A 21283-nucleotide genomic window follows, 5' to 3' on the forward strand; every position below is an offset into this window, starting at 1 on the left:
ACAGAAAGCCCGCCGAAACGGTCGTACCACTGAACACAATGCCCAGCAGATACGCGAACTATTGCGCACCTTGCGAAGGAGCGGGAGCCTGCGCCCATGGCTGTCATCTCTGCGAACACTCACCACACTCCCGACACCGCCCGGCAGGCCGACCCCTTCCCGGTGAAGGGAATAGACGCGGTCGTCTTCGCCGTGGGCAACGCCAAGCAGGCGGCGCACTACTACTCCACGGCCTTCGGCATGACCCTGGTCGCCTACTCCGGACCGGAGAACGGCAGCCGCGAGACCGCCTCGTACGTGCTCACCAACGGCTCCGCCCGCTTCGTGTTCACCTCCGTCATCAGGCCCGCCACGCCCTGGGGCGCGTTCCTCACCCGCCATGTGGCCGAGCACGGCGACGGCGTCGTCGACCTCGCCATCGAGGTGCCGGACGCGCGCGCCGCGTACGCCTACGCCGTCGAGCACGGCGCCCGCTCGCTCGCCGAGCCGCACGAGCTGAAGGACGAGCACGGCACGGTCGTCCTCGCCGCGATCGCCACCTACGGCGAGACCCGCCACACCCTCGTCGAACGCGTGGACTACGACGGCCCGTACCTCCCCGGCTTCGCCCCCGCCGACCCCCTCGTCGAGGCGCCCGCCCACCGCACGTTCCAGGCCATCGACCACTGCGTCGGCAACGTCGAACTCGGCCACATGAACGAGTGGGTCGGCTTCTACAACAAGGTCATGGGCTTCACGAACATGAAGGAGTTCGTGGGCGACGACATCGCGACCGAGTACAGCGCGCTGATGTCGAAGGTCGTCGCCGACGGCACCCTGAAGGTCAAGTTCCCGATCAACGAGCCGGCCGTCGCCAAGAAGAAGTCCCAGATCGACGAGTACCTGGAGTTCTACGGCGGCGCGGGCGTCCAGCACATCGCCCTCAACACCAACGACATCGTGCGGACGGTACGGACGATGCGCGCGGCCGGGGTCAAGTTCCTCGACACCCCCGACTCGTACTACGACACCCTCGGCGAATGGGTCGGCGACACCCGCGTCCCGGTCGAGACCCTGCGCGAACTGAAGATCCTCGCCGACCGCGACGAGGACGGATACCTTCTCCAGATCTTCACCAAGCCGGTCCAGGACCGTCCTACGGTGTTCTTCGAACTCATCGAGCGACACGGCTCGATGGGCTTCGGCAAGGGCAACTTCAAGGCGCTGTTCGAGGCGATCGAGCGGGAGCAGGAGAAGCGGGGCAACCTGTAACGCACGGGTCCCGCAAGGGACTTGGGAGGACCGTGGCCGACGCGCCGATCGACCTGTCCGCACCGGCGGTGCGCTGGCTGTGGCAGAAGGGCACCCTGCACGAGCCCACGGTCCTCCAGTCGTTCGCCTTCGACGAGGTCCACCGGCGCCTGTACGTCCTCCAGTTGAGAACGGGCGGCGCCGACGCCGGCCACCTCTGCCTCAACCAGCTCGACTACACGGGCAGGTCGCTCGGCCACATGCACCTCCAGGGCTTCGGGCACGGAGTCGGCATGGGCGTGCAGAACACCTCCGACGGCGACGTCTGGATCTGGACCGAGGCCGCCGCGAAGACCGGTTCCGGAGGCGCCTACGGCCAGGCCGTCACCCGCTTCCACTTCGCGAACGGCGCGGTCCGCACCGCCGCCGACGTCGCGATCCGCAAGCCGATCGCGAACTCCACCAACAACCAGCCCACGGTCTGCATGGCCTCGAAGCGCATCGCCATCCGCTACCGCCTCGCGAACCGACCCCGCTATCGCGTCTGGGACTTGGACGCCTTCGTCGCCCGTGACTACGCCACGCCCCTCGCCGACATCGCGCAGACCGGCGCCCACCCGGACCCGAGGATCCCGTTCCAGGGCTACGCCCTCGACGGCGACCACCTCTACCAACTGGCCGGAACCGCCTACGACTCCACCACCAACCCGCCCGCGCGCCACGGCAACACCTACGTCTCCTGCCTCGACATCCGCACAGGCGAACTCGTCCAGCAGTCCCGCACGGAGGCCGGCCACACCCTCACCCACCGCGAACCGGAGGGCCTCGCCGTCCGCACCGAGCCCAGTACCCGCCTGTGCATGGGGTTCGCGTCCGGTGAGGCGGGCACACGGCGGTTCTCGCTCTGCATCAAGCCGTAGCCCCGAACACGGCCTACGCTGCACCCATGGCCAGGATCAACGACGTGGGCGGCACCCAGGGCTTCGGTGCCATCGACACCACCGACGACCCCGAGCCCTTCCACGCCGACTGGGAGGCGCGGGTCGTCGGGCTGTTCAACGCCCTGCGCGCGCAAGGGATCTTCAACACCAACGAGTTCCGCGACGCGATCGAGGCGATCCCGCCCGCCGCGTACCTCTCGATGTCGTACTACGAACGCTGGTTCACCGCGATCACCGCCCTGCTGGAACGCAAAGGCGTACTCGAACCAGGTGAGTTGGATGACTGACCGCTTCCCGCCCGGCACCCGTGTACGGACCTTCCCGCACGACCCGCCGCACCACACCCGCCTGCCCCGGTACGCGCGCGGCAAGTCGGGCGTCGTCGTCGAACCGGAAGGGCGCGCGGAGCTGGCCGACGTCAGTGCGCGGGGGAGCGGGGACGCGCCGGTGGAGCAGGTGTACGCCGTGCGGTTCGCGGCCCGCGACCTGTGGGGCGAAGGCGACCACCACGTCGTACTGGACCTGTGGGAAAGCTACTTGGAAGCGTGCGAAGCGGAACACGATGAGGGAGCGGTCGATGAGCGGTGACCACGAGGACGCCTCGGTCTCCCGGCGGGTACGGCGGCTCGAGACCCTGCTGGAGGAGAAGGGGATCGTCGCGGGCGGGGCGGTCGACGAGGTGCTCGACGCGTTCCTCGCGGGCGCGTCACCGGCGAACGGGGCCCGGGTCGTGGCCCGTGCCTGGACCGACGAGGCCTACCGGGAACGGCTGTTGACCGACGGCACGGCCGCCGTCCAGGAACTCGGCTTCATGGACGGCTCGTTCCAGCGGCTCCGGGTCGTCGAGAACACGGACACGACCCACAACGTCATCGTCTGCACCCTCTGCTCCTGCTACCCGCTCGGGCTCCTCGGCCCGTCCCCCGGCTGGTACAAGTCGGAGGCCTACCGCTCCCGCGTGGTCCGCGAACCCCGTTCCGTACTGGCCGAGTTCGGCCTCCAACTGCCCGCGCCCACGGACATCACCGTGTGGGACTCCAGCGCGGAGACGCGGTACATGGTCCTGCCGCTCCGGCCCGCGGGCACGGAGTCACTGACCGAGGACGAACTCGCCGCCCTGGTCACCCGCAACGCGCTGATCGGCACGGCGGCGGTCTGACCGGGGGCCTCAACGCGCCTTGTTCTCCTGCTCCTTGTCCTGCCCTTCCTTCTCCTGGCCGTCCTTGTCCGAGGGCAGCGGCTCGTCGGTCGGTTCGCCCAGCGCCGCCAACGCCCGCTGCGCCAACGGCACTTGCAGCGGCGAGAAGTACGGGTTGATGCGCAGCGCCTCCTGGAGGTGCCGGCGCGCGGACGCGGGTTTCTCCAACTCCTGCTCGATCATGCCCCGATGGAACGCGTACCGCGCGTCCCGCACCCCGCCCCCGTGCACCCTGTCCGTCGCCACCGACGCGAACTTCAGCGCCTCCTCGTCCTGCCCGGCCCGGTGCAGCGCCCACCCCAGCGCGTCGGCCACCGCGATCCCCGGCTGCCGGGTCCACTCGCCGCGCAGCCGCCGTACGGCCTCCCGCGCGTCGCCGTGGTCCGCCTCGAAGACGCCGAGGACCAACTCGTCGTCGACCCCGGCCGCCTCGTCCTTGGCGGCGAGGGCGCGCAGGGTGTCGTACTGGACGCGGGCCGCCTGGCCGAGACCGAGGGACTCGTACAACTCGCCCAGTTCCAGGGCGTATTGAGGGGTCGGCTGCTTGGCCAGGGCGACCTGGTAGGCATTCAGGGCCTCCGAGGTACGCCCCAGCGCCGCGAGCGCGCGCCCCTCACCGGCCAGCGCCTCCCGCTGGTCGGGATCGAGTCGTACGGCCGCCTCGAAGTGCCGTAGCGCGACCTCGCGGTCCCCGCGTTCCCAGGCCAGCTCCCCGGCGCGTTCCAGCCAGGCGGCCTGTTCGGCGGGGGCGGTGGCCTTCGCCGCCGCGTCGGCGAGCTGGGCGGCGGCGTCCTCGCGCCAGCCCCGGTTGCGGTAGACGGCGGCGGCCCGCGCCATCACGGCGGGCCCGGTGTGGAGGTCCAGCAGCTTGTCGAGGGTGCGCTTGGTCGCCTTGTAGTCGCCGAGGCCGGTGTACGCGTCGATCAGCAGCGGATACGTCGTCCACCGCCGCGGCGCCGCCTTCAGCGCGGCCTCGCCCCAGGTGCGCGCCGTACGGAAGTCCCGCCGTTCGTTGGCCAGGGCCGCGAGACCGTCCATTGCCACGGCGCTCGCGTCGTTGCCCTTCGCGCGCACCTTCAGCGCGGTGCGCAGGGCGTCCTCGGCCTTCGGGTAGTACAGGGTGTCCCCGGTCCGCCGCCCCTGTTCCACATAGGCCGAGCCGAGCACCGCCCACGACCGCGCGTCCCGCGGATGGACCCGCACCCGCGTCTCCCGGTCGCCGATCAGCGCGGCCAGGTCCGGCAGCGCGGCCGGCACCCCCGCCGTCACCGCGGTCAGCGCCTGCGCCTTGGGCCCCGGCGCGGGCGGCGGCGCCGGACGCGGCTCCTCGGGCAGCAGCCACAGCAGCCCGCCGACCACGGCACACCCGGCGACCGAGGCGATCAGCACCCGGCGCAGCACGGGGGAGCGGCGCTTGCGCGGTTCCGCCACCAGGGACGTGCCCGGGCTCCGCTGTTCGTTCTCCATGGCGCTCACTCTGCGTCAGTACGACGACCACATCCCGGCACCCGAAGCCGTGCGTGGACGGGGTTCACACCGATGGCCGCGAGTGCGACGCTGTGATCATGAGCCGTATCGAAGCGCCGCGCGACCAGGACACCGGGACCCTCGTCGACCGGCTGCTGGCCGGGCTGCCCGCCGAGGCCGTCGTCATCGACCCGGACGTCACGGTCGCGTACGCCAACGACATGGCGAGCTTCTGCCCGTCCGGCACCCCCGCCGCCGTCGTGCTGCCGCGCACGGTCGAGCAGGTCCAGCACGTCATGCGCGTCGCCACCGAACTGCGCGTACCGGTCGTCCCGCAGGGCGCCCGCACCGGCCTGTCGGGCGCGGCCAACGCCTCCGAGGGCTGCGTCGTGCTGTCCCTCGTCAAGATGGACCGCATCCTGGAGATCAGCCCGGTCGACCGCATCGCGGTCGTCGAGCCGGGCGTCATCAACGCGACGCTCTCCCGCGCGGTCAACGAACTCGGCCTCTACTACCCGCCGGATCCCTCCAGTTGGGAGATGTGCACGATCGGCGGCAACATCGGCACCGCGTCCGGCGGGCTGTGCTGTGTGAAGTACGGGGTGACGGCCGAGTACGTCCTCGGCCTGGACGTCGTCCTCGCCGACGGCCGGCTGATGAGTACCGGCCGGCGTACGGCCAAGGGGGTCGCCGGGTACGACCTGACCCGGCTGTTCGTCGGCTCGGAGGGCTCGCTCGGGATCGTCGTCAAGGCGATCCTGGCGCTGAAGCCGCAGCCGCCCCAACAGCTGGTCCTGGCCGCCGAGTTCGGGTCGGCGGCGGCCGCCTGCGACGCCGTGTGCCGGATCATGGAAGGCGGGCACGTGCCGTCCCTCCTCGAACTGATGGACCGTACGACCGTCAAGGCCGTCAACGACCTGGCGCACATGGGACTGCCCGAGACGACGGAGGCGTTGCTGCTCGCCGCCTTCGACACGCCGGACCCCGCCGCCGACCTGGCCGCCGTAGGAGCCCTCTGCACGGCCGCCGGAGCCACGGAGGTGGTGCCCGCCGAGGACGCGGCCGAGTCCGAACTGCTGCTCCAGGCGCGGCGGTTGTCGCTCACGGCGCTGGAGGCGGTCAAGGGCACGACGATGATCGACGACGTGTGCGTGCCCCGGTCGCGGCTCGGCGAGATGCTCGAAGGGGTGGAACGGATCGCGGAGAAGTACCGGCTGACGATCGGCGTCTGCGCGCACGCCGGTGACGGCAACACGCACCCCACCGTCTGCTTCGACGCGCAGGACGTCGACGAGTCCCGGCGGGCCCGCGAGTCCTTCGACGAGATCATGGCGCTCGGCCTGGAGCTCGGCGGCACCATCACCGGCGAGCACGGGGTCGGTGTCCTGAAGAAGGAGTGGCTGGCCCGCGAGCTCGGCCCGGTCGGCGTCGAGATGCAGCGGGCGGTGAAGACGGCCTTCGACCCGCTGGGGATCCTCAACCCCGGCAAGTTGTTCTGAACCGCGACCTCGGTCCCGCCACGGCTCACTCCCCGTCCCTCGACTCGTCCGAGGGCCACGGGTCGCGCAGCCACAGGTCGTCGGCCGGGGTCGGTGCGAGCAGCTCGGCGAGGCCGTCGTCGATGCCGAGCTGCTCCGCCTCAGAGCCCGGCGGCACCACCCGCAGGGTGCGCTCCAGCCACGCCGACACCTGGGCCGCCGGGGCCTGGAGGAGGGCGTCGCCGTCGGGTGAACTCAGCGCCATCAGGACGACACTGCGCCGCTCCACCTTCGTCGGCCACACCCGCACGTCCCCGTGGCCGCACGGCCGGAACACGCCCTCCACGAGCAGCTCGCGGGCGAACGTCCAGTTCACCGGGTTCTCGGAGTTGATGTGGAAGGAGATGTGCACGGCGTACGGGTCGTCGGTCCGATAGCTGAGCCGGGCCGGGACCGGAATGCTCCGCTCCGGCGACAGGATGAGCTGTAGCTCCAACTCCCGCTCTACGACTGTGTGCATGACGTACGTCCCCTCTCGCTCACGGGGCCCCGCGGTGGGCCCGTACGAGTGGAGAGGGCGTGCGGGCGGAAGCATTACGCGACTTCGGGAAACTTTTTTTCCGCGCGGCGTCGCCAAGGCTTCGCGGGGCTTCGGGGTGTGTGGACTCCGTGCCCGAGGTTGCCCGGAAAGGGGCAGGTCCGGCGGGACGGGCAGTGGCGGCCGCACGGGTCTGGTAGATGTGGACACCCTCATTCGACCTCCGAGCAGATACGGGACGACGGACATGAGCGCCCCAACGCCGGCACCCGGTGACGACAGGCCCCGCGAGGGGTACTACCCGGACCCGTCCATTCCTGGCTATGTCCGGTACTGGAACGGCGCGGCCTGGGTGCCCGGCACCAGCCGCCCGGCGCCGTCGGACGGCCTGCCCCTCGGCGAGCCGGGCCAGTCCGTCGAGGAGACCGGGCCGCACTTCTTCGACGAGGACCCCGCGCCGGGGCAGGCCCCGCACGGCAGCCGCCCCGAACCGGCGACGGCCTGGGGCGCCGACCGCGCCCACCAGTCCGGTTTCGGCACCGACCAGGACCGCCGTGTGTCCTGGGGCGCCCCGGACCCGAGAGCGGGCGCGGACCCGAGGGTGCCCGCCGACAACTCCGCCCAGGACGAGGGCACGACGACTTTCCGCCGCCCGACCCCGCGCACACCCCAACAGGGTGGGGCGCCGGGGGCGCAGGGCGGGGGCGCGGGGGCACCGGGCGGGTTCGGTGCGCAGGGCCCGGCCGGGGCCGGCTCGGGCGCGGGTGGTTTCGGTGCGCCGGGTGTGGCGGGGTCCGGCGCGGGCGCCGGCGGTTTCGGCTCGTCCGGGTCGGCCGGCAGCGGTTTCGGCTCGCAAGGTGCGGCGGGGTCCAACTCGGGTGCCGGTGGCTTCGGTTCGCCGGACGGGGCCGGTGGCTTCGGCCCGCAGAACCCCGCTGGCAACACGCCCTCCACCGACCCCTCCGGCCCCGGCTTCGGCGCCGGGAAAGCCGCCGCCGCCCGAGCCGCCGCACAGGCCCAGGCGGCCCCGGCGGGCACCGGTGCCGCCGGCTCCGCGCCCGGCGCCTCCACGGCCCTCTCCGGCCCCCAGCAGCCCGCCCCCGGCGTCCCCCAGCAACCCGGCCCGGCGCAGCCGCAGGGCGCCGCCGCGGGGATGCCCATGGCGCCCGGTGTCGGCGGCGGACAGCCCTCCTGGGCGCAGCGGGTGCACCGGCTGGCGGGGGACGAGGAGGGGCCCGTAACGCCCTGGAAGCCGCCCGTGGAGGACGTGTTCCAGGCGGCGGCCCGGCGGCAGTCGGCGGCGCGGCCCGCGGGGCTGGGCAAGCGGCTGCTGGCCCGGCTCGTGGACACCGTCGTGCTCGGCGCGGTCACCGCCGTGGCCGCCGTACCGCTGGGCACCAGGGCGGTCGACCACCTCGACGGGAAGATCGACGCGGCCAAGCTCTCCGGCCGTACCGAGACGGTCTGGCTGCTGGACGGCACGACGGGCGCCTACCTGGGCATCGTCCTCGCCGTGATCCTCGTCTTCGGCGTCCTCTACGAGGCGTTGCCCACCGCCAAGTGGGGGCGCACCCTGGGCAAGAAGCTCTGCGGTCTTCAGGTGCGCGGCATCGAGAGCCACGAGCCGCCCGGTTTCGGCGGGGCGCTGCGCCGCTGGCTCGTGTACAGCGTCCCGGGGCTGCTCGGCATCGGGATCGTCGGTGTCGCCTGGGGTCTGTTCGACCGGCCCTGGCGCCAGTGCTGGCACGACAAGGCAGCACATACGTTCGTGGCGGGATAGCGGGGTACGGCATCCGGGGTACCTGATTCCGTACCCCGGACGGCCGCTCGCCGGATGCGGAGCCGCACGGTTCGCGGTCGACTCGGCCCATGAGCACCGAACCGCCTCCGGGCTCCGGCCAGCAGCCGCCGGAAGACGACCCGTTCAGGAAGCAGCCCCCTCCTGGCCAGGGATCGGGCTCACCGTACGACCCGTCCTACGGGAACCAGCCCCCTCCGTACGGCGGCGCCGGCGGTGACCCCTACGGCGGCGGCTCGTACCCCACCGACCCCCTCGCCGGCATGCCCCCGCTCGCCGACAGCGGCCGCCGCACGCTCGCCCGGATCATCGACATGATCCTCGTCGGCATCGTCGTCTGGCTGGTCACCTGGGCCTTCGGCGTCCACGAGTACGACGTCGGCTCCGACGGCGCGTCGTACGCCAAGTCCCTCGGTCAGTCGCTCGTCGCGGCCGTGCTCTACATCGGCTACGACACCGTGATGCTCGCCAAGTCGGGGCAGACGCTGGGCAAGAAGTGGCTGGGCCTGCGCGTGGCCGACCTCGACAGCGGGTCGACGCCGTCCGTGCAGACCAACCTGATCCGCGCGGCGGTGCTGTGGATCCCGTTCGCGTTCTGCTGCGCCTGCATCTGGACGGCGATCAGCGGCGGTTGGAGCTTCTTCGACAAGCCGTACAAGCAGGGGCTGCACGACAAGGCGGCCAAGACCGTGGTGGTCAGCACGCGTTGATCGGCACGCGTTGATCGGCACGTGCCGAGGTGAGCGGACCGGGGGCACCACCCGGGGCCGTACACAGCGATCGGCGGGTCCGTCGTCAACGGACCCGCCGATTCGCGTGGTCGAGCGTGAACTTGAGCCGGGGCTTGTGCTTGGTCTAGGGAGTGCTCCGCTCCCGTACCGGCTGCGCGGACGACATGGCGGCGGCGGAGACGGTCTCCCGCCGTACCGACACCCGTGCCCGCTGCGGAACGGCCGGCACGGGGGCGGGGACCGCGGTCTGGACGGCGGTCCGGGCCGCTGCCCGGGCGCGGGTCTTCGGCTGCGGCACCGTCAGGGAGACGAGCAGTCCGAGGGCGAGCGCCGCGCATGCGATGACCGCGATCCCCAGACCGGAGTTCGTCTGTGACAGCAGCAGCATGGCGAGCGTCGAGAAGATCACGGTGAACGAACCGTAGGCGAGCTGTGCGGCGGTCGGACGAGGCATGGCAATCGAGTCCTCGTTAGGCGATGGAGGGGAGCTGTGAAAGGGGGGTGCGACAAGGATGTCGGCCTGGCTTTCCGCCGGGTTCCTGGCGATCCGCCAATCGACTCTATTCGCCTGCATGCCCGAGTGGAACGTGCAGTAAGCATGACCTAACACACAGCTCCGGAGCATGGGGGGCGCACGGAGTCATACCGTCCACCAAGTGGACGGATGCACGCGCCTGTTGAGCGATACGCGAGTCGCCCGTGCGTGTCCGTAAAGCGGACCCCGGCTTCGCATAGTGCACTTGTCCTGCTCAAGTCAAGGTCTGTCTTTTCCCGTAAACCTCTAGTCAAATAACGTCACTTGACTATCACGCGTACACCGCGCGCGGACCTTCCATGACTTCCAGGACCCCCCCTTCCGCGCGGTCGGGTACGCAGGGGAGGACCTCAAGTGACCAGCAGACCCTGGACGTTCAGAGCGGCCGCGGTGGGCGTGGCCCTCGCGGCGGCCACCGCCACGTTCTCGACGTTCGCCGTGGCGGAAGCCAGCACCTCGGCCAAGTCCACCACCGTGGACCGGCACGACCCGGCACCGGTCGCACAGAAGGAGCACGACCTCGACGGCCCGCTGAGCAAGACGCAGGACGCGCAGCGTCAAGAGGCCCTGAACCAGGTCATATCCGGCAAGGCGTCGGTGAAGGACCGCAACGGTTCGAAGGTCGTCCAGCTCAAGAGCAAGGGCGGCAAGAGCAAGTACGTCGAACTGGGCCGGGAGCAGACCGACAAGATCTTCACGATCCTGGTCGAGTTCGGCGACCAGGTCGACAGCCGCTACGGCGGCACCGTCGGCCCGCTGCACAACCAGATAGCCGCGCCCGACCGGGCGAAGGACAACTCCACGGCCTGGCAGGCGGATTACAACCAGGCGCACTTCCAGGACCTGTACTTCGGCACCGGCAAGAACACCGAGTCGCTCAAGAAGTACTACGAGAAGCAGTCCTCGGGCCGCTACTCGGTCGAGGGCGAGGTCACCGACTGGGTCAAGGTCCCCTACAACGAGGCCCGTTACGGCTCCAACGACGCCCCCACCGGTGCCTGGTACGCGGTCCAGGACGGCGTCAACGCCTGGGTCGCCCAGCGCGAGGCCGCGGGTGACACGGCCGCCGAGATCAAGACGGAGCTGGCCCAGTTCGACCAGTGGGACCGCTACGACTACGACGGCGACGGCAACTTCAACGAGCCCGACGGCTACATCGACCACTTCCAGATCGTGCACGCCGGTGAGGACGAGTCCGCCGGCGGCGGCGCGCAGGGCGAGGACGCGATCTGGGCCCACCGCTGGTACGCCTTCGGCACCGACGCCGGCGCCACCGGCCCGGACACCAACAGGCTCGGCGGCACCCAGGTCGGCGACACCGGCATCTGGATCGGCGACTACACCATCCAGCCGGAGAACGGCGGACTCGGCGTCTACGCCCACGAGTACGGCCACGACCTCGGCCTGCCCGACGAGTACGACACCGCGGGCGGCGAGAACTCCACCGGCTTCTGGACGCTGATGTCGTCCGGCTCCTGGCTCGGCACCGGCAAGGACGCCATCGGCAACCTGCCCGGCGACATGAACGCCTGGGACAAGCTCCAACTGGGCTGGCTGGACTACGACGTGGCCAAGGCGGGCGTCAAGTCGAAGCACACGCTGGGCGTCGCGGAGTACAACACCAAGAACGCGCAGGCGCTGGTGGTGCAGTTGCCCCAGAAGGAGGTCACCACCGAGGTGGTCACCCCGGCCCAGGGTGCCACGCAGTGGTGGAGCGGCAGCGGCAACAGCCTGAGCAACACCCTTTCCCGGACAGTGGACTTGACCGGGAAGTCGGCCGCGTCCCTCACGCTGGACGGCTACTACGACATCGAGGCCGACTACGACTACCTCTACACCGAGGTGTCGAAGGACGGCGGCGCGACCTGGACCCCGATCGACGGCACGCTGGCCGACGGCTCCGCCATTCCGCGTGACGGCAGCGGCAACCCCGCGCTCACCGGCACGTCGGCGGCGTATCAGAAGCTGACGTACCCGCTGAACGCCTACGCGGGCCAGAAGATCGACGTCCGCTTCCGCTACCAGACCGACAGCGGTGTGGCGCAGAAGGGCTTCGCGGCCGACGAGATCACGGTGACCGCCGACGGCGCGACCCTCTTCTCCGACAACGCCGAGGCCGCGGACGCCGCGTGGACCGCGAAGGGCTTCTCGCGCATCGGCGCTTCCTTCACGGACGACTACGCGCAGTACTACATCGCCGAGAACCGTCAATACGTGTCGTACGACAAGGTGTTGAAGGTCGGCCCGTACAACTTCGGCTTCTCGACGACCCGTCCGGACTGGGTGGAGCACTACGCCTACCAGAACGGCCTGTTGATCTGGAAGTGGGACACCTCGCAGGCGGACGACAACACCAGCCAGCACTCCGGTGAGGGTCTGATCCTGCCGATCGACTCGCACCCGACGCAGTTGAAGTGGTCCGACGGCACGCTGATGCGCAACCGCATCCAGGCCTACGACTCGCCGTTCGGTCTGTACCGGACGGACTCGGTCACGCTGCACAAGGCCGATGTCGCCACCAAGATCAAGTCGCAGCCCGGCGTCCCCGTCTTCGACGACGGCAAGTCGACCTACTACGACACGTCGAACCCGACGGCCGGTGTCAAGATCACTGACACCAACACCCGGATCAAGATCGTCAAGGAGCCGCTGGACGGCTCGACGGTCACGCTCCAGGTCGGGCCTTCGGCGAAGTAGTCGGTAAAAGCGCAGGTCAGAAACGTATCGGCGGTGACCCCCTGGCGGGTCGCCGCCGATCCGTGTTTAGGTGCGTCCTGTGCTTCGCTTATTGACACCGACTTCGACACCGACTCGTCCGGGGGTGTGACCGCATTGTCCGCAGGTGGTTTCTGCAGGCTGCCGACAGGCAGCGTGGTGGTGGCGCTGAACCTGCCCAGACCCAGCGCCCAGGGTGACGGCTGCGTCCGCGTCCTCGTCCACGCACGCAACCGGGCCCGGGCGCTGACCCGGCTCCGCAACCTCGGCATGCGGGCGGTCTACCTGCGCGGCAACGCGGAGCCGCCGACACCGGACGAGATCACGGCCGTCCTGCACCACCCCGACGGCCTGATATGGCGCACGGCACCGGCACCTGACAACGCTGTCGTGATTCCGGGGCCGGAGCTGCCGCAGGAGTTGTGGCATCCGATCCGGGCGCTGCTGCGGAGGCCTCCGGCGGCTGCGTGAGTTTGTCTGCGGGTCCGGTGGGGGCTGGGCTTCGTCGGGTGGGGTGGGTTGTTGGCCGCGGGCTCGGTGGGGGCTGAGCGCGCCGTTCCCCGCGCCCCTTTGGGCGCTGCCCGCACCCTGAGTGGTCCGCATCACCGCGACACCAACCGTGCCCTGAAGGGGCGCGAGGAACTGCGCGCTCAGCCCCCACCGCCCCGCAGACAACGAACGCATCGCGGCGTCAGCCGCGCTTGAGGGGGCGCGGGGAACGGCGCGCTCAGCCCCCACCGGGCCCGCAGACAACAAACGCATCGCGGCGCCAGCCGCGCCTGCAGGGGCGCGGGGAACTGCGCGACCAGCCCCCCCGCCCCGCAGGCACCACGCGACCCGTGCGCCCCCGACAGGCGGCCAGGGGTGATCGACCGCATCCTGGGATGGCTCGGGGCACCCTAGACCGCAGCGGAGGCCCGTTCGTGGCTACCGTTCTCTATCGACTCGGCCGGCTGGCCTTCCGCCGGCGCTGGTACGTGACCATCCTCTGGGTGGTGATCCTCGCGGCCCTCGGATTCGCCTCCAGCAAGGCGGCCGAGGCGCCCGCGACCACCTTCTCCACCCCCGGTGTCGAGTCCCAGCGGGCCTTCGACCTGATCCAGGAGCGCTTCCCGGGAGCGCAGGCCGACGGCGCCGTCGCCCGGGTCGTCTTCGTCGCCCCCGACGGGCAGAAGATCAGCACCGGCACGGACCGCGCGGCCGTAGTCCGGCTCGTCGACGAGGTGTCCGGGGGACCGCAGGTCGCCTCCGCGGTGAACCCCTTCCAGGCGGGCGCCGTCAGCAAGGACGCGACCACCGCCTACTCGACGATCACGTACACGGTGCAGGCCAACGACCTCTCCGACACCGCCAAGAAGAACCTGGAGAACGCCGCCGCGCAGGCCCGTGACTCCGGCCTCACCGTCGAGATCGGCGGCACCGCACTGGCCGCCGAGCCCTCGGCGGGCGGCATCGGCGAGATCCTCGGTGTCGCCATCGCCGCCGTGGTGCTGCTGATCACCTTCGGGTCGCTCGCCGCCGCCGGACTCCCGCTGCTGACCGCGATCCTCGGCGTCGGCATCTCCATGACCGCGATCACCACCCTGGCGAGCACCCTCGGCCTCTCCGACACCACCGGCACCCTCGCCACGATGCTCGGCCTGGCCTGCGGTATCGACTACGCCGTGTTCGTCGTCTTCCGCTACCGCGAGGAACGCGCCAACGGCCATACGACCGAGGAGGCGGCGGGCCTCGCCGCCGGCACGGCCGGCTCGGCGGTGGTCTTCGCGGGCCTCACCGTCGTCATCGCGCTCGCCGGGCTCTCCGTCGTAGGCATCCCGCTCCTCACCAAGATGGGCCTGTGCGCGGCCGGCGCGGTCGTCCTCGCCGTCCTCATCGCGCTGACCCTCGTGCCCGCCCTGCTCGGCTTCTGGCCCCGCGCCGTCCTCTCCCGCCGCTACAAGACGACCGGCCGCCGTATCCAGGGCGTGGCCGGCAACATGGGCAGCCGCTGGGCCGGCTTCGTGCTGCGCCACCCCTGGCCGGTCCTGTTCGGCACGGTCGCCGGACTCGTGGTCCTCGCACTCCCGGCGCTGGGCCTGCAACTGGGCCAGTCCGGCGACGAGGCCAAGTCCACCGCGACCACCCAGCGCCGGGCCTACGACGACCTCGCCACGGCGTTCGGCCCCGGCTTCAACGGCCCGCTGACGGTCGTCGTGGACCTCACGGACTCCGCTCACCCCAAGGCCGCCGCGGCCACCGTGGAGAAGCGGATCGCCGCCGTACCGGGCGTGGTCTCCGTCTCGCCGGTCCGCTTCAACTCGGCAGGAAACACCGCCCTGTTCACCGCCGTACCGGCCGAGGCGCCGACCAGCCAGAAGACCGTCGACCTCGTCCACACCATCCGCGACGACCGCTCCACCATCGAGGCGGCGGCCCCCGGCGCGAACTTCGAGGTCACCGGCACCACCGCCCTCAACATCGACGTCGCCCAGAAGGTCAGCAGCGCCCTGATCCCGTACCTGATCGTGGTCGTGGGCCTGGCGGTGCTCCTCCTGCTGCTGGTGTTCCGCTCGATCGTCATCCCCATCAAGGCGGCCGTCGGCTTCCTGCTCTCGGTGCTCGCCGCGCTCGGCTGCGTGGTGGCAGTCTTCCAATGGGGCTGGGGCGCAAGCCTGTTGGGAGTGGAGACCACCGGCCCGATCATGAGCCTGATGCCGATCTTCCTGGTGGGCATCGTCTTCGGCCTCGCCATGGACTACGAGGTCTTCCTCGTCTCCCGCATCCGCGAGGCCTACGTCCACGGCAGCGCGGCCCACGCCTCGATCGCGACCGGGTTCCGCTACAGCGCCCGGGTCGTGACCGCCGCCGCCCTCATCATGATCTCGGTCTTCGCGGGCTTCATCACAGCCGGCGACTCCATGATCAAGATGATCGGCTTCGGCCTCGCGATAGCCGTCCTCTTCGACGCCTTCATCGTCCGCATGGCCTTCGTCCCGGCCGTCCTGGCCATCCTCGGCGAACGCATCTCCTGGCTACCGGGCTGGCTGGACCGACTGCTCCCGAACGTAGACATCGAAGGCGAGAGCCTGAGCAGGCAACATCCGACAACGGAGCCAGTGGAAACCCCGCGAGCCGGAGCACCCCTTTAGCTGGAGCGCCGCCCCGATAGGGGCGCGGGGCTGTATCGATATGCGGCTCCGCCGCGTGGCGCGACCAGCCCCCACCGGCCCGCAGCCAAAGAACCGCTAGACGACCGGCTTCCCCGTCAACTCAACGCCGGCCGCGCGCAGTTCCTCCAGTGCGCGGTCGGTCGTCTCCTTCGCCACCCCGGCCGTCAGATCAAGCAACACCTGCGTACGAAACCCCTCCCGCACGGAGTCCAACGCGGTCGCCTTCACGCAGTGGTCCGTCGCGATCCCGACCACATCCACCTCATCGATCTCCCGCGCCCGCAACCAGTCCCCGAGCGAGACCCCGTTCTCGTCCCGCCCCTCGAACCCGCTGTACGCCGCCGCATACGCCCCTTTGTCGAACACCGCATCGATCGCCCCGGAGGCCACCGCAGGCGCGAAGTTCGGGTGGAACCCGACCCCCTCCGTGCCCGCGACACAGTGCGCGGGCCAGGAGTGCGCGAAGTCGGGGTTGTCGGCGAAGTGCCCGCCGGGCGCGATGTGGTGGTCACGGGTGGCCACGACATGCCGATACCCGGCAGGCGCTTGCCCGATCAACTCGGTGACGGCTGCGGCCACATCCGCACCACCGGCCACCGCGAGACTGCCCCCCTCGCAGAAGTCGTTCTGCACGTCAACGACGATCAAGGCGCGGCGCATGGTGGTGTCCTTCGACGGTGAGTGAGATTCGAGCCTAGAGACTTCGGCGCCGCCGCGGGAGGGCGCACCCCTGATTTTCGTACGCGTCTTAACCAGCGGGACGTAGCCGGCGGGACGTAACCAGCGGGACTTTAACCACCCGAGCGCAGTTGCACGTACTCCGTCGGAAGAACGGCTTCCCCGCGCGACAACTGGGTCGCCGACAACGGCAGGTTGCCCCGCGCGACGGCATGCCGGTCCCGTACGACGTCCAGCGGTTCGCGGGCCACGACCTCGCCGCCCTTGACCAGCTCGACGAGCAACTGCCGGTCGGCCAGCTCGGCCGGCACCGGCCCGATGCCGATCACCTCGGCCTCCGCGATCCCGTCGCCGTCCAGTCGCCGTGCCGCCCACTTGCGCCCGCCGATGGACGTCTTGCCCCCGCTGGACTTCTTCGCGACCGGCACCAGCGGCGCCTTCGGATCGGCGGACTCGGCGCGCGCGACCAGCTTGTAGACCATCGAGCAGGTCGGGTGCCCGGACCCGGTCACCAGCTGGGTGCCGACGCCGTACGCGTCCACCGGCGCCGCCGCCAGCGAGGCGATGGCGTACTCGTCCAGGTCGGAGGTCACCACGATCTTCGTGTTGACGGCGCCCAGCTCGTCCAACTGCTGCCGCACCCGGTGCGCGACGAGCAGCAGATCGCCCGAGTCGATGCGGACGGCGCCCAGTTCGGGCCCGGCGACCTCCACCGCCGTACGGACCGCCTCGGTGACGTCGTACGTGTCGACGAGCAGCGTCGTGTTCCGGCCCAGCGAGTCCACCTGGGCCTGGAACGCGTCGCGTTCGTTGTCGTGCAGCAGGGTGAAGGCGTGTGCGGAGGTGCCGACGGTGGGAATGCCGTAGCGGAAACCGGCCGCGAGGTCGGAGGTGGTGGCGAAACCGCCGACGTAGGCGGCGCGGGAGGCGGCGACGGCGGCGAGTTCGTGGGTGCGGCGGGCGCCCATCTCGATCAGCGGGCGGTCCCCGGCGGCGGAGGCCATGCGGGAGGCGGCGGCCGCGATCGCGGAGTCGTGGTTGAGGATGGAGAGGATCACGGTCTCCAGGAGCACGCACTCGGCGAAGGAGCCCTCGACCCGCATGATCGGCGAGCCAGGGAAGTACACCTCGCCCTCCGGGTAGCCCCAGACGTCCCCGCTGAAGCGGTAGGCGGCGAGCCACTCCAGGGTCTCCTCGTTGACGACCTGACGCTCGCGCAGGAAGCCGAGGACGTCCGCGTCGAACCGGAAGTTCTCCACCGCGTCCAGTACGCGTCCGGTGCCCGCGACGACGCCGTAGCGACGCCCCTCGGGCAGCCTCCGGGTGAAGCACTCGAAGACCGAACGCCGGTCCGCCGTACCCGCTTTGAGGGCGGCCTGCAGCATCGTCAGTTCGTAGTGGTCGGTGAAGAGCGCCGTAGAGGGAACGTCCACCGGCAGCCCAAGGTCCGCTACGTCCACTGAACTCTCCTGGTCGTGAGTTTCCGGGTCCCCCGAGGTCCGCCGGGAGGCCGGGGGTTGTCCCCCGGTGTGTGCCGCATGGCAACGGATGGTACTCCCATCTCGTCACTCTGACGATTTGTGGGGTCCGTTTGTGCGGGCACCCCCTTGTGGTGGCAGCATGGGCCGTGTGACGTCACCCGCACCCCTGGAGATCGAACGCACCGAGTCGGCGGAGGAGGTCTTCGCCGTACCCGAGCCGGACGTCCCCTGGGTCACGATCGTGCACAACGACCCGGTCAACCTCATGAGCTACGTGACGTACGTCTTCCAGACGTACTTCGGCTACTCGAAGGACAAGGCCACCAAGCTCATGAAGGACGTCCACCACAAGGGCCGCGCGGTCGTCTCCAGCGGAAGCCGCGAGGAGATGGAACGCGACGTGCAGGCCATGCACGGCTACGGTCTGTGGGCCACCCTCCAGCAGGACCGGAAGTAGCGACCCATCCCGATGCCAGGACACTTCGAACCGCTCCGTGACGGCGGCGCCGCCGTCGCCCTCGACGACGTCGAGATCTCGATCATCCGGTCACTGGCCGTCCAGCTCCTGGAGCTGATCGGCCCCGGACCCGGCGAGGACGTCTCCGCCGACCCCCTCGCCGAACTCTTCGCCGAGGGCCCGAGCGAGCCGCCCGCCGACCCGGTGCTCAGGCGGCTGTTCCCGGACGCCTACACCGACCCGGAGCAGGCCCCCGACTCCCCGCAGGACGCCGAGGAGAAGCTCGCGCACTCCGCCGAGTTCCGCCGCTTCACCGAGAACGACCTCAGGGCCGGCAAGCGCGAGAACGCCCTCGCGGTCGTCCGCACCCTGGACTCGCTGACCCCCGCGGTCGACGGCGGCGCGATCCTCAAGCTCACCGCCGAGGAGTCCCGGCAGTGGCTCGGCTCGCTCAACGACCTGCGCCTGGCGATCGGTTCACGCCTCGACATCACCGACGAGGACGACACCGACGACCTCTACCGGCTCCCGGACGAGGACCCGCGCAAGCCGATGGTGATGGCGTACCTCTGGCTCGGCGGCCTCCAGGAAACCCTGGTCACGACCCTGCTGCGCTGACCCGCGGCAGCCGTTCCGGCAAGGCTCCGTTCGCAAGGCTCCGTTCGCTCAGCGGACCCTCAAATCCGGATAACGATCACATCACCGCGAGGGCCGGGAATGCCGGCCGTCGCTGCTTTTTGTTCGCTTCTTCCTGTGCTGTGCGCCACAGATGTCCCCGTCGATCACGATGGCGACCGTGATAGATCTTCACGACCGCCCGGCGGACGCCACCCATGTCCCGCCGGGTTCGCCATGCGGCCGACGGACCTCGGCCGGGCAGCTCCAGTCCATGGGGGGATTCGGAGAAAGGCGCACCACACATGACCTCCGCTCAGGTCACGACGGACGACACCCCCGAGGAGGGGTACGAGCGCGGGCTCGGCAGCCGTCAGGTCCAGATGATCGCGATCGGCGGCGCCGTCGGCGTCGGCCTGTTCCTGGGAGCCGGGGCGAACATCGCCAAGGCCGGACCCAGCCTCATCCTCATGTACGCCCTCGCCGGCGGGATCATCTTCTTCATCATGCGGGCCCTGGGCGAACTGCTCCTGTACCGCCCGGTGTCGGGCTCCTTCGCGGAGTACTCCCGCGAGTTCCTCGGCCCGTTCTTCGGCTACTTCACCGCATGGACGTACTGGCTGATGTGGGTGGTCACCGGCATGGCCGAACTCACGGCCGCCGCCATCTACGTCAACTACTGGTTCCCCGCCGTCTCCCAATGGATGACAGCGCTCGCCTTCCTGGTGATCCTCTTCGTGGCCAACCTGATCTCGGTGAAGCTCTTCGGAGAGATCGAGTTCTGGTTCTCGATGGTCAAGGTCACCGCCCTCATCGGCATGATCGTGATCGGCCTCGGCGTCCTCACCTTCGGCTTCAGCAGCGCCGGTGACACCGCGTCCGTCGCCAACCTCTGGCAGTTCGACGGCTTCTTCCCCAAAGGCATCGGCTCCTCCCTGATGACCCTCCAGGGCGTGATGTTCGCCTACCTCGCCGTCGAACTGGTCGGCGTCACCGCGGGCGAGTCCGAGAACCCGGAGAAGACCCTCCCCAAGGCGATCAACACCCTCCCCTGGCGCATCGCCCTCTTCTACGTGGGCGCCCTCACCGTCATCCTCTGCGTCGTCAGGTGGACCGAATTCGCCCCGGGCGTCAGCCCGTTCGTCGAGGCGTTCGCGGAGATCGGCATCCCGGCGGGCGCCGGCATCGTCAACTTCGTGGTCCTCACCGCGGCCCTCTCCTCCTGCAACTCGGGCATGTACTCGACGGGCCGCATGCTCCGCACCCTCGCGGACAACGGCGAGGCCCCGAAGGTCTTCAGCAAGCTGTCCGCGTCCAAGACCCCGGCGACCGGCATCACGATCTCCGTCGCCTTCATGGGCATCGGCGTGATCCTCAACTACGTCGTCCCGGAGAAGGCCTTCGGCTACGTCACCTCGGTGGCCACCGCCGCCGGCATCTGGACCTGGCTGATGATCCTGATCAGCCACGTCCGCTACCGCCGCGCGGTCGACGCGGGCCGCCTCCCGGCCTCGTCCTTCCCGGCCCCGGGCGGCGCGAGGTTCTCCTACGTGGCCATCGCGTTCCTGCTCTTCGTCACGGGCCTCATCGCCTACGACCCCGACTCCCGCGTCTGCCTCTACGTCATGGCGGGCTGGACCCTCGCCCTGATCGGCGGCTGGATCGCCCTCAAGGTGCGCAACCCGCAGGTCACCGCACGCCGACAGCCGGAGTTCGAGAAGGTCGGCTGACCCGTCCGATCCCGGCATATGGGCCGGCGTGTACCACCACTCGGTACGCGTCGGCCCTTCTGTTTATCCTGACGACCATGCCGACCTTGACCATCACCCAGGCCCTCTTCGACCAGATCGTCACGCACGCGCGCGCGGACCACCCCGACGAGGCGTGCGGAGTCGTCGCGGGCCCGGTGGGCGAGGGCCGCCCCGAGCGCTTCGTCCCCATGCTGAACGCGGCCCGCTCGCCCACGTTCTACGAGTTCGACTCGCAGGACCTGCTGAAGCTCTACCGCGACATGGACGACCGCGACGAGGAGCCGGTGATCATCTACCACTCCCACACCGCGACGGAGGCCTACCCCTCCCGCACCGACATCGCCTACGCCAACGAACCCGGCGCCCACTACGTCCTCGTCTCCACCGCCGACAAGGACGAGACGGGCCCCTTCCAGTTCCGCTCGTACCAGATCCTGGAAGGCGTGGTCACGGAGGAGGACGTCAAGGTCGTAGAGGCATACTGACCGCGTACGCAACAGCCCAACCCGCCCTGACGG

At 70.2% G+C, this 21283-nt stretch carries 20 protein-coding genes; 15 read left to right on the forward strand and 5 right to left on the reverse strand.

Features of this window, described 5'->3' with window-relative positions; all coding sequences use genetic code 11:
* Positions 1-96: 96 nt before the first annotated feature.
* The 5 genes from hppD to nthA are packed head-to-tail and all read left to right on the forward strand — an operon-like array spanning position 97 to position 3330.
* Entirely contained in the window at positions 97-1251 is a 1155-nt protein-coding gene (hppD, locus tag ACIRRY_RS46455; RefSeq protein WP_403985543.1) for a 4-hydroxyphenylpyruvate dioxygenase, read from the forward strand.
* Between the two features lie 32 nt (positions 1252-1283).
* Complete coding sequence (locus ACIRRY_RS46460) at positions 1284-2150, forward strand: Teichoic acid biosynthesis protein C (Precursor) (protein ID WP_403985545.1); 867 nt, start codon at positions 1284-1286, stop codon at positions 2148-2150.
* A 26-nt stretch (positions 2151-2176) separates the two neighbouring features.
* Positions 2177-2458, forward strand: coding sequence for a hypothetical protein (locus tag ACIRRY_RS46465; RefSeq protein ID WP_329250681.1), 282 nt, complete (start codon positions 2177-2179; stop codon positions 2456-2458).
* The gene (locus ACIRRY_RS46470) at positions 2451-2759 is read left to right on the forward strand and encodes an SH3-like domain-containing protein (protein ID WP_403985548.1); all 309 of its coding nucleotides are present in this window, start codon (positions 2451-2453) and stop codon (positions 2757-2759) included. Before ACIRRY_RS46465 ends, ACIRRY_RS46470 begins: the two co-directional genes overlap by 8 nt.
* Positions 2749-3330: a nitrile hydratase subunit alpha gene (gene nthA / locus ACIRRY_RS46475; protein ID WP_403985550.1), complete on the forward strand. Its 582-nt coding sequence runs from the start codon at positions 2749-2751 to the stop codon at positions 3328-3330. The genes ACIRRY_RS46470 and nthA overlap by 11 nt, the downstream gene beginning before the upstream one ends.
* A 9-nt stretch (positions 3331-3339) precedes the next feature.
* On the opposite strand, the gene ACIRRY_RS46480 is transcribed toward nthA, so the two are convergent.
* Positions 3340-4836 carry a tetratricopeptide repeat protein gene (locus ACIRRY_RS46480; RefSeq protein ID WP_403985552.1) on the reverse strand — a complete coding sequence of 499 codons (1497 nt, stop codon included), beginning with the start codon at positions 4834-4836 and terminating at the stop codon, positions 3340-3342.
* 92 nt (positions 4837-4928) lie between these two features.
* On the opposite strand from ACIRRY_RS46480, the gene ACIRRY_RS46485 reads away from it, so the two are divergent.
* Positions 4929-6335, forward strand: coding sequence for an FAD-binding oxidoreductase (locus ACIRRY_RS46485; protein WP_403985712.1), 1407 nt, complete (start codon positions 4929-4931; stop codon positions 6333-6335).
* A gap of 25 nt (positions 6336-6360) precedes the next feature.
* On the opposite strand, the gene ACIRRY_RS46490 is transcribed toward ACIRRY_RS46485, so the two are convergent.
* On the reverse strand, positions 6361-6834 hold the full coding sequence (locus ACIRRY_RS46490; protein WP_403985554.1) for an SsgA family sporulation/cell division regulator: 474 nt from the start codon (positions 6832-6834) through the stop codon (positions 6361-6363).
* A gap of 265 nt (positions 6835-7099) precedes the next feature.
* On the opposite strand from ACIRRY_RS46490, the gene ACIRRY_RS46495 reads away from it, so the two are divergent.
* Positions 7100-8632 carry an RDD family protein gene (locus ACIRRY_RS46495; RefSeq protein WP_403985556.1) on the forward strand — a complete coding sequence of 511 codons (1533 nt, stop codon included), beginning with the start codon at positions 7100-7102 and terminating at the stop codon, positions 8630-8632.
* Positions 8633-8721: 89 nt separating this feature from the next.
* Positions 8722-9360 carry an RDD family protein gene (locus ACIRRY_RS46500; RefSeq protein WP_403985558.1) on the forward strand — a complete coding sequence of 213 codons (639 nt, stop codon included), beginning with the start codon at positions 8722-8724 and terminating at the stop codon, positions 9358-9360.
* A gap of 145 nt (positions 9361-9505) precedes the next feature.
* Here the strand turns inward: ACIRRY_RS46500 and ACIRRY_RS46505 are convergent, their stop codons facing one another.
* Positions 9506-9835 (reverse strand): hypothetical protein, encoded by a 330-nt coding sequence (locus ACIRRY_RS46505; protein WP_403985560.1) that lies wholly within the window; start codon positions 9833-9835, stop codon positions 9506-9508.
* Positions 9836-10270: 435 nt separating this feature from the next.
* Here ACIRRY_RS46505 and ACIRRY_RS46510 point away from each other — a divergent pair, with 435 nt between their 5' ends.
* The 3 genes from ACIRRY_RS46510 (at position 10271) to ACIRRY_RS46520 (ending at position 15762) form a co-directional block, all read left to right on the forward strand.
* Positions 10271-12613, forward strand: coding sequence for an immune inhibitor A domain-containing protein (locus ACIRRY_RS46510; RefSeq protein WP_403985562.1), 2343 nt, complete (start codon positions 10271-10273; stop codon positions 12611-12613).
* 135 nt (positions 12614-12748) lie between these two features.
* Positions 12749-13102: a hypothetical protein gene (locus ACIRRY_RS46515; RefSeq protein WP_393762102.1), complete on the forward strand. Its 354-nt coding sequence runs from the start codon at positions 12749-12751 to the stop codon at positions 13100-13102.
* Positions 13103-13554: 452 nt separating this feature from the next.
* A complete protein-coding gene (locus ACIRRY_RS46520) occupies positions 13555-15762 on the forward strand; it encodes an MMPL family transporter (RefSeq protein ID WP_403985564.1) in 2208 nt (735 codons plus the stop codon).
* Positions 15763-15858: 96 nt separating this feature from the next.
* On the opposite strand, the gene ACIRRY_RS46525 is transcribed toward ACIRRY_RS46520, so the two are convergent.
* A complete protein-coding gene (locus ACIRRY_RS46525) occupies positions 15859-16443 on the reverse strand; it encodes an isochorismatase family protein (RefSeq protein ID WP_403985566.1) in 585 nt (194 codons plus the stop codon).
* A 131-nt stretch (positions 16444-16574) separates the two neighbouring features.
* Positions 16575-17921: a nicotinate phosphoribosyltransferase gene (locus ACIRRY_RS46530; protein WP_403985568.1), complete on the reverse strand. Its 1347-nt coding sequence runs from the start codon at positions 17919-17921 to the stop codon at positions 16575-16577.
* Between the two features lie 160 nt (positions 17922-18081).
* Here ACIRRY_RS46530 and clpS point away from each other — a divergent pair, with 160 nt between their 5' ends.
* The 4 genes from clpS to ACIRRY_RS46550 all read left to right on the forward strand — a co-directional run bounded on the left by clpS (position 18082) and on the right by ACIRRY_RS46550 (position 21250).
* Positions 18082-18399, forward strand: a complete 318-nt coding sequence (gene clpS, locus ACIRRY_RS46535; RefSeq protein ID WP_329250641.1) for an ATP-dependent Clp protease adapter ClpS — start codon at positions 18082-18084, stop codon at positions 18397-18399.
* 12 nt (positions 18400-18411) lie between these two features.
* The gene (locus ACIRRY_RS46540; protein ID WP_403985570.1) at positions 18412-19017 is read left to right on the forward strand and encodes a DUF2017 domain-containing protein; all 606 of its coding nucleotides are present in this window, start codon (positions 18412-18414) and stop codon (positions 19015-19017) included.
* Between the two features lie 302 nt (positions 19018-19319).
* A complete protein-coding gene (locus ACIRRY_RS46545; protein WP_403985572.1) occupies positions 19320-20744 on the forward strand; it encodes an amino acid permease in 1425 nt (474 codons plus the stop codon).
* A 77-nt stretch (positions 20745-20821) separates the two neighbouring features.
* Complete coding sequence (locus ACIRRY_RS46550; protein ID WP_403985574.1) at positions 20822-21250, forward strand: Mov34/MPN/PAD-1 family protein; 429 nt, start codon at positions 20822-20824, stop codon at positions 21248-21250.
* Positions 21251-21283: the final 33 nt, after the last annotated feature.

The sequence above is a fragment of the Streptomyces sp. NPDC101776 genome, assembly GCF_044766845.1.
GTDB lineage: Bacteria > Actinomycetota > Actinomycetes > Streptomycetales > Streptomycetaceae > Streptomyces.

Coding starts and splice junctions, on each gene's coding strand:
- nthA (WP_403985550.1), top strand. CDS start 2,749: ATGAGCGGTGACCACGAGGACGCCTCGGTCTCCCGGCGGGTACGGCGG.
- ACIRRY_RS46480 (WP_403985552.1), bottom strand. CDS start 4,836: ATGGAGAACGAACAGCGGAGCCCGGGCACGTCCCTGGTGGCGGAACCG.
- ACIRRY_RS46490 (WP_403985554.1), bottom strand. CDS start 6,834: ATGCACACAGTCGTAGAGCGGGAGTTGGAGCTACAGCTCATCCTGTCG.
- hppD (WP_403985543.1), top strand. CDS start 97: ATGGCTGTCATCTCTGCGAACACTCACCACACTCCCGACACCGCCCGG.
- ACIRRY_RS46470 (WP_403985548.1), top strand. CDS start 2,451: ATGACTGACCGCTTCCCGCCCGGCACCCGTGTACGGACCTTCCCGCAC.
- ACIRRY_RS46540 (WP_403985570.1), top strand. CDS start 18,412: ATGCCAGGACACTTCGAACCGCTCCGTGACGGCGGCGCCGCCGTCGCC.
- ACIRRY_RS46525 (WP_403985566.1), bottom strand. CDS start 16,443: ATGCGCCGCGCCTTGATCGTCGTTGACGTGCAGAACGACTTCTGCGAG.
- ACIRRY_RS46495 (WP_403985556.1), top strand. CDS start 7,100: ATGAGCGCCCCAACGCCGGCACCCGGTGACGACAGGCCCCGCGAGGGG.
- ACIRRY_RS46500 (WP_403985558.1), top strand. CDS start 8,722: ATGAGCACCGAACCGCCTCCGGGCTCCGGCCAGCAGCCGCCGGAAGAC.
- ACIRRY_RS46550 (WP_403985574.1), top strand. CDS start 20,822: ATGCCGACCTTGACCATCACCCAGGCCCTCTTCGACCAGATCGTCACG.
- ACIRRY_RS46505 (WP_403985560.1), bottom strand. CDS start 9,835: ATGCCTCGTCCGACCGCCGCACAGCTCGCCTACGGTTCGTTCACCGTG.
- ACIRRY_RS46465 (WP_329250681.1), top strand. CDS start 2,177: ATGGCCAGGATCAACGACGTGGGCGGCACCCAGGGCTTCGGTGCCATC.
- clpS (WP_329250641.1), top strand. CDS start 18,082: ATGGGCCGTGTGACGTCACCCGCACCCCTGGAGATCGAACGCACCGAG.
- ACIRRY_RS46545 (WP_403985572.1), top strand. CDS start 19,320: ATGACCTCCGCTCAGGTCACGACGGACGACACCCCCGAGGAGGGGTAC.